This window comes from Cytobacillus sp. Bva_UNVM-123, from assembly GCF_046351715.2.
Taxonomy (GTDB): Bacteria; Bacillota; Bacilli; order Bacillales; family Cytobacillaceae; genus Cytobacillus.
This window is the reverse complement of record NZ_CM177772.1, coordinates 3,427,581-3,441,932: the sequence shown is the minus strand read 5'-3', so window position 1 is coordinate 3,441,932 and position 14,352 is coordinate 3,427,581. Positions and strand designations below refer to the sequence as shown.

At 36.1% G+C, this 14,352-nt stretch carries 12 protein-coding genes; 10 read left to right on the top strand and 2 right to left on the bottom strand.

The annotated features are described in order from the left end of the window. Nucleotides 1-88: 88 nt before the first annotated feature. On the top strand, nucleotides 89-2,416 hold the full coding sequence (locus KDN24_RS17660; RefSeq protein ID WP_491348099.1) for a DNA internalization-related competence protein ComEC/Rec2: 2,328 nt from the start codon (nucleotides 89-91) through the stop codon (nucleotides 2,414-2,416). A gap of 69 nt (nucleotides 2,417-2,485) precedes the next feature. Here KDN24_RS17660 and KDN24_RS17655 read toward each other — a convergent pair whose 3' ends face one another. Then, nucleotides 2,486-2,620, bottom strand: a complete 135-nt coding sequence (locus tag KDN24_RS17655; protein WP_409972250.1) for a YqzM family protein — start codon at nucleotides 2,618-2,620, stop codon at nucleotides 2,486-2,488. Nucleotides 2,621-2,990: 370 nt separating this feature from the next. Here KDN24_RS17655 and holA point away from each other — a divergent pair, with 370 nt between their 5' ends. Then, complete coding sequence (holA, locus tag KDN24_RS17650) at nucleotides 2,991-4,010, top strand: DNA polymerase III subunit delta (RefSeq protein ID WP_409972251.1); 1,020 nt, start codon at nucleotides 2,991-2,993, stop codon at nucleotides 4,008-4,010. Nucleotides 4,011-4,047: 37 nt separating this feature from the next. Here the strand turns inward: holA and rpsT are convergent, their stop codons facing one another. Continuing rightward, nucleotides 4,048-4,314, bottom strand: a complete 267-nt coding sequence (gene rpsT / locus KDN24_RS17645) for a 30S ribosomal protein S20 (RefSeq protein WP_409972252.1) — start codon at nucleotides 4,312-4,314, stop codon at nucleotides 4,048-4,050. A gap of 220 nt (nucleotides 4,315-4,534) precedes the next feature. On the opposite strand from rpsT, the gene gpr reads away from it, so the two are divergent. From gpr to dnaK, 8 genes are all read left to right on the top strand, one after another. Then, on the top strand, nucleotides 4,535-5,659 hold the full coding sequence (gene gpr / locus KDN24_RS17640; RefSeq protein ID WP_409972253.1) for a GPR endopeptidase: 1,125 nt from the start codon (nucleotides 4,535-4,537) through the stop codon (nucleotides 5,657-5,659). Between the two features lie 70 nt (nucleotides 5,660-5,729). Continuing rightward, nucleotides 5,730-6,908, top strand: coding sequence for a stage II sporulation protein P (locus KDN24_RS17635; protein ID WP_409972254.1), 1,179 nt, complete (start codon nucleotides 5,730-5,732; stop codon nucleotides 6,906-6,908). 15 nt (nucleotides 6,909-6,923) lie between these two features. Further along, nucleotides 6,924-7,271: a YqxA family protein gene (locus KDN24_RS17630; protein ID WP_409972255.1), complete on the top strand. Its 348-nt coding sequence runs from the start codon at nucleotides 6,924-6,926 to the stop codon at nucleotides 7,269-7,271. 180 nt (nucleotides 7,272-7,451) lie between these two features. After that, nucleotides 7,452-9,287: a translation elongation factor 4 gene (gene lepA / locus KDN24_RS17625; protein WP_409972256.1), complete on the top strand. Its 1,836-nt coding sequence runs from the start codon at nucleotides 7,452-7,454 to the stop codon at nucleotides 9,285-9,287. A gap of 80 nt (nucleotides 9,288-9,367) precedes the next feature. Beyond that, nucleotides 9,368-10,501 carry a radical SAM family heme chaperone HemW gene (hemW, locus tag KDN24_RS17620; RefSeq protein WP_409972479.1) on the top strand — a complete coding sequence of 378 codons (1,134 nt, stop codon included), beginning with the start codon at nucleotides 9,368-9,370 and terminating at the stop codon, nucleotides 10,499-10,501. A 124-nt stretch (nucleotides 10,502-10,625) separates the two neighbouring features. Beyond that, a complete protein-coding gene (hrcA, locus tag KDN24_RS17615) occupies nucleotides 10,626-11,657 on the top strand; it encodes a heat-inducible transcriptional repressor HrcA (protein WP_409972257.1) in 1,032 nt (343 codons plus the stop codon). 14 nt (nucleotides 11,658-11,671) lie between these two features. Continuing rightward, nucleotides 11,672-12,268 carry a nucleotide exchange factor GrpE gene (gene grpE / locus KDN24_RS17610; RefSeq protein ID WP_409972258.1) on the top strand — a complete coding sequence of 199 codons (597 nt, stop codon included), beginning with the start codon at nucleotides 11,672-11,674 and terminating at the stop codon, nucleotides 12,266-12,268. Nucleotides 12,269-12,295: 27 nt separating this feature from the next. After that, the gene (dnaK, locus tag KDN24_RS17605) at nucleotides 12,296-14,128 is read left to right on the top strand and encodes a molecular chaperone DnaK (protein ID WP_409972259.1); all 1,833 of its coding nucleotides are present in this window, start codon (nucleotides 12,296-12,298) and stop codon (nucleotides 14,126-14,128) included. Nucleotides 14,129-14,352: the final 224 nt, after the last annotated feature.

Genomic DNA, 14,352 nt, shown 5'->3' with positions numbered 1-14,352 from the left:
TAATGTTGATTTATGCACCTGTTGATTGGAGTGAAAATCAACAGCCCTGTTTAACAGAGGCAAAATAAAAAAAGGGGTATAGTATGGAATGAAAGGGAAGTGGATTTATTTTTCTTTTGCTGCGCTTTTAGGAATGCTGGCCGCATTTAGTAAACAATACGTCTATTTTTCAGTTTTTATATTCGGCTTCGTCTTTCTCTATTATAAAAAGAGTTTTTCAAAAAAGGAGCTTTTATTCATATGTTGTATGTATACCATTTTCTTTGTGAGAAGTGAAATGGTTGAAAGAACTAACGTAACAAAGCTTTCCGGAAATGAGAAAAATTTTTATCTCTTATTGCAAGATGATTCTAAAGTAGATGGAAATATGTTTTCCGCAATTGGACAAGAAATGATTCATAAAGAAAAATTAGTGATTCGGTATAAATTAAAGACTGAAAAAGAAAAAGAACTATTTCTTGAACATCTAAAAATAGGTATGTCTTGTCATGTAAAAGGAAGCCTTGAGCAACCATTACTAGCTTCCAATGAAAATGCTTTTAATTATCGAGAATACTTAAATAGAAATGGAGTATTTTGGGTTTTACAAATTGAGCATATCAACCTCGTAAACTGTAGCTCCCCTAAAAAGACCTTCCACATATATTTTCAAACACTTCGAAATGATGGCATTTCTTATGTAAATGAACATTTTCCAACTGAATCTGCACCATTAGCAATCGCTTTATTATTTGGGGAACGAAATTATATTGATTCTAATATATTGAATTTATACCAAAAACTTGGAATCATTCATTTATTGGCGATCTCTGGTCTCCATGTCGGTATGCTTGCAGGTATGATTTTTTATTGTGGAATAAGAGTTGGCATATCAAGAGAAAAGATGATGACTGCTCTACTTTTATTTTTACCATGTTATGTAATACTAACTGGTGCAGCACCCTCTGTTATCCGGGCAGTTTTTATGATGATGATTTTCCTCGCTTTAAAAAAATGGTGCAGTAAATTATCACTACTTACAATTGATATAATTAGTATCGTTTTTATCGTATATTCACTAATTTCTCCTTTAGTCATCTATCATGTCGGTTTTCAGCTTTCGTTTTGTGTTAGCTTTTCTCTCATTCTTTCCGCACCGATTATAATGAAAAAAATAACTCATCCAATTGCTCTTCTCTTTGTAACTTCCTTCATTTGTCAATTAGCTGCCACCCCTATATTGTTTTATTATTTTTATGAAGTTTCCCTGATTTCTATTATGGCAAATGTTATTTTTATTCCATTGTTTTCTGTTGTCATATTACCAACGATTATTATATTATTTCTTCTTCATTTACTGTTAGGTCAGTTCATACATTTTTTCCTACATCCTTTTAATTTCCTTATAATCTTAATGGATAATTTCACTGAAGTTCTAACTCTGTTTCCTATTACAACGATAACGCTTGGAAAGCCCACATTACCTGTTCTTTTACTTTATATCATCGTTGTGCCAGTATTTTTCTCGCTTTGGGAGAAAAGTAACGAATTAAAGCATTTTATAAAAATAACAATGATCCTATTGCTCGTTTTTTTCATTCACAGCGCCCAAAGCACCTTTTCTCCTTATGGCGAAATTACGTTTATTGATGTTGGTCAAGGTGATAGTATTTTGATAAGAATGCCCTATAGACAAGGAAATTATTTAATCGATACTGGCGGTACATTAAAGTTTGATACAGAAAACTGGAAGGTTAGGCAAAAGCAATATGAGGTTGGAAAAGATGTGGTTGTCCCTTATTTAAAAAGCAAAGGGATCACAACTATTGACAAGCTTATTTTAACGCACGGTGATATGGATCATATTGGTGGAGCTAAAGAGGTTATAAAGGAGATAGAAGTAAAAGAACTGATAATGCCTATTACAATGGAGCTTTCAACACTAGAGAGGGAACTATTAATGATGGCAAGCAAAAAGAATATTCCCGTTCAATTTACAAAGGCGGGAGATAATTGGAGAACAGGTGATGTAGTTTTTCAGGTTTTATCCCCTCAAACAGCAAATGATGATAATCGAAATGATGGTTCCATCGTTCTGTATACAAAAATAGGTGGGTTAAGATGGCTATTTACAGGCGATTTAGAAGAGGGTGGAGAAGAAAAATTAATTGAGCATTACAAGGAATTAAAAATTGATGTATTAAAGGTCGGTCATCATGGGAGTAAATCCTCAACTTCAGAGAATTTTTTAGATAAGACGCAACCAAAAATTGCCGTTATTTCAGCTGGAAAAAATAATCGTTACGGGCACCCAAATAAGGAAGTCCTTGCAAGTCTAACTGAAAGGAATATTAAAGTGCTGCGAACAGATCAGCATGGGGCAATCATTTATACGTTCAAAAAAGACAAAGGAACCTTTTCTATTCAACTTCCATAGAATGAAGTTAAACGATAAAAAAGAAGCTGCACTGAGTGCAGCTCCTATAATTTACTTCATATGTAGTTATTAAGAGCCTACAACTTTAACGACTGTTGCGATAATAAATAGCGTTGCAAAAAAACCGAAAGAAACAATGAATCCCATTCCGCCGTCAATCGCATCATTACGCTTACATTGGACGTCCTTTTCAAATTCGTTCACAGTCTACCCCTCCTATTTCCTTTTTAGTATAAGCGATTAGAAAAAAAAAATCTACCGTTCCTCGTTTGTTTTCTAATTATGACAAGAGTTGTCACAAATAAGTTATAAAACGATGGCAAAAATAGAAGTAAAGTGGTGCACCGTCGAAACTTGAGTATCCTAGGCCTCAGTTTTCGATGTTCAATATAGATGGGGAGTTGGCATTGAAATGGCAATGCTAACTCTCTTTAAATACAATGGTTACCGCTTGTCAAATCACCTTAGCTTCTTTAGGATAAAGATAGAAATTCTTCATGGGAAATTTATTGGGAAACTTGATAAAAATCTGAAGAAATATGCTAAGGCGAATTTGATGAACGGAGAGATTTAAGTGGTATTTGATTTATGGAAACAAATTAAAGGCAAAAAGTTTTCTCCTATTTATTTATTATATGGAGCAGAGTCCTTTCTTATAAACGAAACAAAGCAGCTGCTAATAAATACTGTATTAACAGAAGAAGAATTAGATTTTAATTTATCTTCGTTTGATTTAGAGGAAACTCCAATTGAAGCAGCACTTGAGGAAGCAGAAACCTATCCCTTCTTCGGGGAAAAAAGATTGATTTTTTTACATAATCCTGTTTTTTTAACGTCTGAAAAAACGAAGGAAAAGACAGAGCATCATTTAGCAAAACTCGATAACTATTTGAAAGAACCATCCCCTTATTCGATTGTTGTTTTTATTGCACCATACGAAAAATTAGATGAACGGAAAAAGATAACGAAAGAGCTAAAAAGAAAAGCGGCTTTACTTGAAGCGAAGAAGTTAAGTGAAGCTGAACTAAAATCGTGGGTGAATGAACGTGCTTCAATGAATGGGGTGGAAATAGATGATCGAGCAATAGAATTGATGATAACACTTGCAGGTACGAACCTTTTTATGCTGACAAGTGAAGTAGATAAGCTTGCATTATTTGTTGGCGTTGGTAATCGAATTGATGAGGAAACTGTTGACAGACTTGTTTCACGTTCATTAGAACAAAACATCTTTACACTTGTGGATAAGATAGTTCATCGAAAAATCGATGAAGCATTAAGAATTTATTATGATTTATTAAAGCAAAATGAAGAACCGATTAAGATTCTTTCCATTATTACAGGTCAATTCAGGCTTATTTATCAAGTAAAAGAATTAGCTAGAAGGGGCTATGGCCAGCAGCAAATTGCTGGCAATTTAAAAGTCCATCCATTTCGGATTAAACTTGCTGCTGGACAAGCACAGCTTTTTCAAGATTTAGAGCTTGCAAATATTATGAAACTGCTAGCTGAGGCAGATTTTGCGATGAAAACAGGCGGGATGAATAAGCAGTTATTAATTGAAATGTTTTTATTCCGTTTAAATAAAAAATAAAAGGCTATCCGTAAAGGATAGCCATTATTTTTACAACTTACGCATTTAAAGCATTCATTTTTTTCATTAAACGAGATTTTTTACGAGCAGCAGCATTTTTGTGAACAAGACCTTTAGCAGCAGCTTTATCTAGTTTACGAGCAGCTTCAACGAAAGTTTCTTTTGCAGCAGTTGCATCGTTATTAACGATAGCAGCTTCAACTTTCTTAACAGCAGTACGCATTGCAGATTTTGCAGTAACGTTTGCAGCGTTTTTAGCTTCATTAATTTTAACACGCTTAATAGCAGATTTAATGTTTGGCACACCATTCACCTCCCGAAAAAAACATCGAGATTATATTAACTCGACTTTCACATTCATGACAATTCAATATTTCAGAACAAGTGATATTTTATCAAACACCACGTCATATTGCAATACTCTCCTTTTATTTACTTTCTTATCGCAATCAAAAATGAATGTTTTAACAGGATAAAGGAAAAGATAGGAAATAGGATAAAAGTAAAAATAAAGGGTGATGAATATGGGAGATTCATTAGATTTAAATAAATACGCGGTCAGAACTGATCTTGCCATTGAAGCTCGGGAAATGGTTATTGCTGATCGACAAAAGCATATACAAGATGAAGAGGACTTATCGCAAATTGAAGGTGTTGTCATAAAAGAAAGAGAAGAAGACGGCATTAAGGTTTCCTATGTAGAAGTGACAAACGAAGGGGCCGTCACAATTGAAAAAAAAGAAGGAACATATTTAACCCTTGAAGCGGCGGGAATTCGCCAGCAGGATACAGATATGCAGCGGAAAGTTGCAGAAATATTCGCGAAAGAATTTTCTCAGTTTTTGCAACAGGCAGGAATTAAGAAGGATGCCGCATGTTTAGTAGTGGGATTAGGGAACTGGAATGTCACGCCTGATGCGCTGGGACCGCAAGTTTGTGAAAACCTTTTAGTTACAAGACATCTTTATCAGCTACAGCCAGAGAGTGTAGAGGAGGGATTTCGTCCTGTTAGTGCGATTGCTCCTGGAGTAATGGGATTAACGGGCATTGAAACAAGCGATATTATTTTTGGCATAGTAGAAAAATCAAAACCGGATTTTGTGATCGCGATTGACGCTCTAGCCTCAAGGTCGATCGAAAGGGTGAATGCGACCATTCAAATTTCGGATACTGGGATTCATCCTGGCTCAGGTGTTGGAAACAAAAGAAAGGAAATTAGTAAGGAAACATTAGGCATTCCAGTTATCGCAATTGGAGTACCGACTGTCGTTGATGCTGTTTCCATTACGAGCGATACGATTGATTTTATTTTAAAGCACTTCGGTAAAGAAATGAAAGAAGGGAATCGACCATCAAGAGCATTGACCCCAGCTGGAATGAGTTTTGGCGAGAGAAAGAAACTAACTGAAGAAGATTTACCAGAGGAACAGCATCGCAAAACATTTCTCGGGATGATCGGTACACTTGAGGAAGAAGAAAAGCGGAAACTAATCTATGAAGTTCTCTCACCGATCGGACATAATTTAATGGTGACCCCTAAAGAGGTAGATGTATTTATTGAGGATATGGCAAATTTACTTGCCAATGGTTTAAATGCTGCACTCCATCATAAGGTTGATCAAAAAAGTGCAGGCTTCTACACAAGATAAGATTATTTCTGTTCTATCTTCTCTAGTAAAGTCATAAGAATTACTAGACTTTCGTTAGAGAGGTGGAAGGATGAAACTATATGTTTTTGTAAAAGGTACGAGTTTGCTTAAAGTCGTTGGCAGCTTTTTGCTATTCTTGCTTTTAACCTTTTTGATAAGTAGTGCTTTAACATCAATCAAACCTGAATATCGGCTTAGCTCCTCATCTGTAAATACGGCAACAAATAATATTACTGGAGAAATGCTGTATCATTTTCTTGGCTGGGAAAACCGCCACTTTATGCAAGGGATGAAAGAACAGTCGGCAAAACCAACATTTATGAATGTTATTTTTAAACTCTCAACAAATATTAATTTAGATGATCCAAGGAGCTTATTAGGAAGGGAGTTGCCGTCTTTTTCTTTATATGACAGTAAAATAATATTGGCAAGTGAAGGAACTGACTATACGAACATGCCCATGGAATCGACACCTCCCATAGAGATTCTAAAAGCAGAACAGGAAGCAACTTTACAAAATACTGAGGACATAAATACACATGAAACAGCAAATAATACTGATTTATCAACTGGTGGGCGGGAAGTTGTTTATTTATACTTCACTCATAATACCGAATCATATTTGCCTTATTTAAAAGGAGTTACAAATCCGAACCATGCTTATCATTCACAATTAAATGTGACAAAAATAGGTGACAAGTTAAAAGAAGAGCTTGAATCAAGAGGGATCGGAACTAACCTAGATAAAACGGATATTTACGGGAGATTAATAAAGAAAGATTTAAATTTTGATTATTCCTATCAAGAAGCAAGACCTGTCGTTCAAGCAGCAATTGCTAATAATCGTGACTTAGAATACTTTATTGATATTCATCGTGATTCGAAGAGAAAACAGCACACAACACTAGACCTTAATGGAAAAAAATATGCAAAGCTAGCCTTTGTTGTAGGAGCAGAGCATCCAAATTATGAGAAAAATTTAAGGCTCGCAAAAGAGATGCATACTTTATTAAATAAAAAGTATCCTGGATTGAGTAGAGCCGTTATTAAGAAAGAAGGGAAAGGAACAAACGGCAAATATAATCAGGATTTATCAAGTAATGCCATGCTCATTGAATTCGGTGGAGTAGATAATACATTTGAAGAGCTTAATTTATCTGCAGAAGCACTTGCAGACGTATTTAGTGAATTTTACTGGCAGGCTGAAAAGGTTAGTAATCCAATAACAAATCCAGATGAAAAGAATTGATTAGGATAGGTGGCTATGATGAAATGGTTTATGGTTAAAGCATTTTTATTTGTCTCACTCATGTTCGTTGCCGTTTTATTCGGGATGCAGCAGGCACATGAAGGCATTCAAAACATGAAGGGATTTGATGACGCTGCTTTTAAAAGTGCCTTTACTCTTCAAGAGAAAGAAAGTGGAGAATATGCAGCGTCCATACTTGGAAACGAAGTATCAAGCCATGACATAAAGGAAAAACAGCGGCAGCTTGAAGAAATGAAAGCTTATAATTTTTTTTCTTCAATAGGAAAAAAACTTTCCGATGGTGTGACAAGTATGACCGAAAAGTCTATTGATTTTATGACAGAACTTTTAAAGGAAAAGTAGCGGCTGCAAATAGCAGTCGTTTTTTCAATTATCTCTATGATTGTAGATTGAATCTTATAAAACGTACTGCTATAATCTAAAAATAGTGTAAGTAATATTAAAGTAGGAAATTTTTATTTTTTAAGATAGATGTTGGCTTATTGCCAAAGCGCGTTAGCTTTTCATAGTAGGAGTGAAACAATGAATAGAGAAGAGAGACTAAAGAGACAATCGAAAATCCGAAATTTTTCCATCATTGCTCATATTGATCATGGAAAATCTACATTAGCAGACCGGATATTAGAAAAAACAAAAGCATTAACATCTCGTGAGATGAAGAATCAGCTGCTAGATTCAATGGATTTAGAAAGAGAACGGGGCATAACCATTAAATTGAATTCTGTTCAATTAAAATATAATGCGAAAGATGGAGAAACTTATATTTTTCATTTAATTGATACACCAGGCCATGTCGATTTTACTTATGAAGTTTCCCGTAGCTTAGCTGCCTGTGAGGGAGCTATTTTAGTTGTGGATGCTGCACAAGGAATTGAAGCGCAAACATTAGCAAATGTTTATTTAGCATTAGATAATGATTTAGAAATTTTGCCTGTCATTAATAAAATTGATTTGCCAAGTGCAGATCCAGAGCGAGTTCGGAATGAGATTGAAGAAGTGATTGGCCTTGACGCTTCTGAAGCTGTTCTTGCATCAGCGAAAGCTGGTATTGGAATTGAAGATATTTTGGAGCAGGTTGTTAAACAAGTTCCAGCACCGACTGGTGATCCAGACGCTCCTCTAAAAGCCCTTATTTTTGACTCATTATTCGATGCCTATCGCGGTGTTATTGCATACATTCGTGTCGTCGAGGGTACAGTTAAAGCTGGTGACAAGATTAAAATGATGGCGACCGGTAAAGAGTTTGAAGTTATCGAGGTCGGCGTTTTCTCCCCGAAAGCAGAAGTGCTGGACGAGCTGACTGTTGGGGATGTTGGATTTTTAACAGCCTCGATTAAAAATGTTGGGGACACAAGAGTTGGGGATACGATCACAAATGCGAAAAATGGTGCAACAGAAGCACTACCAGGATACCGTAAACTGAATCCAATGGTTTATTGTGGTCTATATCCAATTGATAGTGCGAAGTTTAATGATTTACGAGAAGCGCTTGAGAAGTTAGAGTTAAATGATTCGGCATTACAATTTGAGCCAGAAACATCACAAGCTTTAGGCTTTGGTTTCCGCTGTGGATTTTTAGGATTACTTCATATGGAGATTATACAAGAGCGGATTGAACGGGAATTCAAAATTGATTTAATTACGACAGCTCCGAGTGTTATTTATGAAGTCATTATGACAGATGGAACAGAATTAAAAATAGATAACCCATCCAAAATGCCTGACCCTCAAAAAATTGACCATATTGAAGAGCCATATGTGAAAGCGACTATGATGGCGCCTAATGATTATGTTGGAGCGATTATGGAGCTATGTCAGCAAAAACGAGGTATTTTCCTCAATATGCAATACATGGATGAGACAAGAGTGAATATCACGTATGAAATCCCATTATCTGAAATTGTGTATGATTTCTTTGATCAATTAAAATCGAATACAAAAGGATACGCTTCTTTTGATTATGAGTTAATTGGCTATAAGCCATCTAAACTTGTGAAGATGGATATTCTTCTAAATGGCGAAAAAGTGGATGCACTCAGCTTTATTGTCCATAAAGACTTTTCCTATGATCGGGGCAAAGTCATTGTTGAAAAATTAAAGGAACTCATTCCTCGCCAGCAATTTGAAGTGCCTGTGCAAGCAGCAATTGGTCAGAAAATCGTCGCACGTTCAACCATTAAATCAATGGGTAAAAACGTTCTTGCTAAATGTTATGGTGGTGACATTTCCCGAAAACGTAAGCTTTTAGAAAAGCAAAAAGAAGGGAAAAAGCGCATGAAGCAGGTTGGTTCTGTTGAAGTTCCTCAAGAGGCATTTATGGCCGTGTTGAAAATGGATGACTCTAGTTCGAAGAAATAAATACGATTAAAGAGGTCAGAAATGCTTTTGATGAAAAAGCAACTCTAGCCTCTTTTTTCTCATTTGGAGTGGTAGTGAAAATGATAGAAGCAGCCTATATTCATATTCCGTTTTGCGAGCATATTTGCCATTATTGTGATTTTAATAAAGTATTTCTGAAAGGTCAGCCAGTTGATGAATACCTCGATGCACTTGCATTAGAAATGGAACTGACTTTGCAAGAAGCACCAACAAATACGCTGAAAACGATCTTTATCGGTGGTGGTACACCGACTGCATTAACTGAACAACAACTGGAAAAGCTTTGCTTAATGATAAAGAAAAATCTTCCGTATACTAAAAATACGGAATTTACATTTGAAGCAAATCCTGGAGACCTTTCTGAGAAAAAGCTTCAGATTTTATTTGAAGCAGGTGTGAACCGAATTAGTTTTGGTGTACAAACATTTAATGAAGAATTGCTTAAGAAAATTGGCAGGGTTCATCGAGCAAAGGATGTTTTCGAGTCAGTTGAAGCAGCGAAGAAGAACGGTTTCAAAAATATTAGCATTGATTTAATTTATAGCTTACCTGGACAAACAGTTGCCGATTTTAAAGAAACACTTCATACTTCATTCAGCTTAAATATTCAGCATTATTCAGGCTATTCACTGATTATTGAACCTAAAACGGTATTTTATAATTTAATGAATAAAGGGAAGCTTCCTTTGCCTGGGGAAGATGTTGAGGCAGAAATGTATGAAATATTAATGGAAGAAATGGACCTACATGGGTTCAAGCAATATGAAATTAGTAATTTTTCTAAGCCTGGGTTTGAAAGCAAGCATAATTTAACCTATTGGAACAATGAGTGGTATTATGGTTTTGGTGCTGGAGCACATAGCTATATTAATGGGGCACGTATTTCTAATCACGGGCCATTAAAAAAATATATGGAAACAGTTCATTCGAAGGAACTACCAATTATTCATAAACATATCGTATCTCGAACAGAAAAAATAGAAGAAGAGATGTTTTTAGGGTTAAGAAAAACAGCAGGAATTTCAATCCAAAAATTTATTGAGAAATTTGAAGAAAGTCCTTTGGATATTTTCAAAAATGAATTAAACGCTCTTGAAGAACGTAATTTAATTCAACTTACACAAGATGAGATTCGATTAACGAAAAAAGGACGCTTATTGGGAAATGAAGTTTTTCAAGCGTTTCTTAAGTAGAATGATGTCGATAAATGAAGAAAAAGGAAGATAAGCGTTTTTTATTGACACTATAACAGTGATTTGTTAATTTAATAGTATAATTAGCACTCGGTAATGAAGAGTGCTAACAGGGGTGATAACCGTGTTGACTGATCGCCAATTATTAATACTTCAGGTTATTATTGATGATTTTATTCACTCAGCGCAACCAGTTGGTTCAAGAAGTTTGTCAAAAAAAGATGAGATCTCTTTAAGTTCAGCTACGATAAGAAATGAAATGTCTGACTTAGAAGAGCTCGGCTTTATTGAGAAAACACATACTTCTTCTGGGAGAGTACCGTCTGATAAAGGGTATCGGTATTATGTAGACCATTTGCTTTCCCCGCAAAAATTAAATGAACAAGATGTCTATAAAGTTAAATCGATTTTTACAGAAAGAATGTATGAGCTGGAAAGAATTGTTCAAAAGTCAGCAAAAATTCTGTCTGAATTAACGAATTACACAGCAATTGCCTTAGGTCCAGCAGCTACGGATAATAAATTAAAAAGGATCCAAATAATCCCGATTAATAAACAAACGGCAGTTGCAATCATTGTAACGGATTCTGGCCATGTTCAAAATCGCATGTTCCAAATTCCAGAAACGATGGATGCAAGTGATTTAGAGAAATTAACAAATATATTAAATGAACGTCTTGTAGGTGTTTCAATTGAAAATTTGAATGAAAAAATTGATAAGGAAGTTTCACTGCTTTTTAGGCAACATATTAATAGCTACGATTCCTTCATTCAAACGATTGCTCGTACACTCATGATTCCATCACAGGAAAAATTATTTTTTGGTGGGAAAACAAATATATTGAGCCAGCCAGAATTTCATGATTTAGAGAAGATCAGAAATTTAATGAATATGATTGATCAGGAGGATAGTATTTACGAGCTTATTCGTAAACAAAATTCCGGAATCAATATAAAAATTGGTCACGAAAATAATAATTCAGCCATGGTAAACTGTAGTCTTATCACGGCAACCTATTCGGTCGGTACAGAACGGCTTGGTACAATTGCCATTTTAGGTCCGACAAGAATGGAGTATTCCCGTGTCATTAGTTTATTAGATTATATTAGTACAGATTTAACAGCTGAATTAACGAAGCTGTATGAAAGCAATTAAGGGAGGTGAATAATTTGGTAGATGAAAAACAAAGCTTTAACGAAGAAGAGGTTCAGAAATCAAATGAAACTGAAGAAACTACGACTGCAGAGCCAAATGCAACAGAGAGTGTAGAGGCAGAAGAAACTACAACTGAAGCAGATGAGCAATTAAAGGCAGCAAATGAAAAAATTTCTGAATTAGAAGCAAAATTAGAAGAAGCAGATAATCGTTATTATCGTCTTCAAGCTGATTTTGATAATAGCAGACGTCGTGCAAGATTAGATCTTGAAGCGTCTGAAAAATATAAAGCACAAAGTTTGATAACAAATTTATTGCCTGCAATCGATAACTTTGAAAGAGCACTTCAAATGGAAGCGAATAATGAGCAAGCAAAATCAATTCTTCAAGGAATGGACATGATTTACCGCAGTCTATTAGAAGCTCTTAAAGGTGAAGGAGCAGAGCAGATAGAAGCTGTTGGCAAAGAATTTGATCCACAAATTCATCATGCTGTTATGCAGGTGGAAGAAGAAGGATTTGAATCAAACATTGTTGTGGAAGAGTTCCAAAAAGGCTATATGTTAAAGGATCGAGTCATTCGTCCGAGCATGGTAAAAGTAAATCTTTAATTACATAATTTTTTAGGAGGTTAAAACATGAGCAAAATTATTGGAATTGATTTAGGAACTACGAACTCATGTGTATCCGTTTTAGAAGGCGGAGAAGCAAAAGTAATTCCAAATCCTGAAGGAAACCGTACAACACCATCTGTTGTTGCCTTTAAAAACGGGGAACGTCAAGTTGGTGAAGTTGCTAAACGTCAATCGATTACAAATCCAAATACAATTATGTCTGTTAAGCGTCATATGGGTACTGCTCATAAGCTTGAAGCAGAAGGAAAAGAATATACGCCGCAAGAAGTCTCGGCGATTATCCTGCAATATATGAAATCATACGCTGAAGAATATCTTGGGGAGCCTGTTACAAAAGCAGTTATCACGGTTCCTGCATATTTCAATGATGCAGAGCGTCAAGCGACTAAAGATGCGGGGAAAATTGCTGGTCTTGAAGTTGAGCGTATTATTAACGAACCAACTGCAGCTGCTTTAGCATATGGTATGGATAAGACGGATGAAGACCAAACCATTCTAGTGTATGACTTAGGTGGTGGTACATTCGACGTCTCTATTCTTGAACTTGGTGATGGAGTATTTGAAGTAAAATCAACAGCTGGGGATAATCGTTTAGGTGGAGATGACTTCGACCAAGTTATTATCGATTATTTAGTTGAGGAATTTAGAAAAGAGAATGGCATAGACCTTTCGAAAGATAAAATGGCGACACAACGATTGAAGGATGCAGCTGAAAAAGCGAAAAAAGACCTTTCTGGTGTTACTTCAACACAAATTTCCTTGCCATTTATTACAGCAGGGGAGCATGGTCCATTACACTTAGAGGTAACTTTAAGTCGTGCGAAATTTGATGCTTTAACTGCTGATTTAGTTGAACGTACTATGGGGCCAACTCGTCAAGCACTGAAAGACGCAGGCTTATCTCCATCTGAAATTGATAAAGTCATTTTAGTTGGTGGTTCAACTCGTATTCCTGCTGTGCAAGAAGCGATTAAGAAAGAGACTGGCAAGGAGCCTCATAAAGGTGTAAACCCAGACGAGGTTGTAGCAATGGGTGCTGCTATTCAAGGTGGCGTTATTTCTGGAGATGTGAAAGACGTTGTTCTTCTTGATGTCACACCACTTTCTCTTGGAATCGAAACAATGGGTGCCGTATTTACGAAGTTAATTGAGCGAAATACAACGATCCCTACTTCAAAATCACAAGTATTTTCAACAGCTGCAGACAACCAATCTGCCGTTGATATACACGTACTTCAAGGGGAACGCCCAATGGCTTCCGACAACAAAACATTAGGCCGTTTCCAATTAGGAGACATTCCTCCTGCTCCAAGAGGAGTACCACAAATTGAAGTAACATTTGATATTGATAAAAACGGTATCGTGAATGTTCGAGCGAAAGACCTTGGAACAAATAAAGAGCAAGCCATTACAATTAAATCTTCTACCGGCTTATCTGATGAGGAAATTGATAAAATGGTAAGAGAAGCGGAAGAAAATGCTGAAGCAGATAAGAAGCGTAAAGAAGAGGTTGAGCTTCGCAATGAGGCAGATCAGTTAGTCTTTACAACTGAAAAAACGTTAAAAGACCTTGAAGGCAAAGTAGATGAAGCTGAAGTTGCTAAAGCAAATGAAGCGAAGGATGCTTTAAAGGCTGCGATTGAAAAGAACGATTTAGATGAAATGAAAGCGAAGAAGGATGCTTTACAGGAAATCGTTCAGGCTTTAACTATGAAGCTATATGAACAGGCTGCACAGCAAGCTCAAGCTGCGCAAGGGGCAGATGGTCAAGCAACAAAAGATAACAATGATAATGTAGTTGACGCAGAATTTGAAGAAGTTAAAGACGATAAATAAGTCTCATTAGAACTGTTCAGCTAACAGTGCCTAGGGGCTCGCCGAATAAGTACGCCACGTCCTGTGGCAACGTCGGCACAAGTACGTCCTTCCTATACGTCGAAGGCCATAAGCCGCTGCAGCATGAAGGTTAATAAACAATCTTCATGCTGTCTGGTCTTATGCTTGTCGCCCCTGAACAAAAGCACTTTCGCATTTCAATGTCAAAGTCAGGTATTCTTGGC

Coding starts and splice junctions, on each gene's coding strand:
- hemW (WP_409972479.1), top strand. CDS start 9,368: ATGATAGAAGCAGCCTATATTCATATTCCGTTTTGCGAGCATATTTGC.
- gpr (WP_409972253.1), top strand. CDS start 4,535: ATGGGAGATTCATTAGATTTAAATAAATACGCGGTCAGAACTGATCTT.
- dnaK (WP_409972259.1), top strand. CDS start 12,296: ATGAGCAAAATTATTGGAATTGATTTAGGAACTACGAACTCATGTGTA.
- KDN24_RS17660 (WP_491348099.1), top strand. CDS start 89: ATGAAAGGGAAGTGGATTTATTTTTCTTTTGCTGCGCTTTTAGGAATG.
- lepA (WP_409972256.1), top strand. CDS start 7,452: ATGAATAGAGAAGAGAGACTAAAGAGACAATCGAAAATCCGAAATTTT.
- KDN24_RS17635 (WP_409972254.1), top strand. CDS start 5,730: ATGAAACTATATGTTTTTGTAAAAGGTACGAGTTTGCTTAAAGTCGTT.
- KDN24_RS17630 (WP_409972255.1), top strand. CDS start 6,924: ATGATGAAATGGTTTATGGTTAAAGCATTTTTATTTGTCTCACTCATG.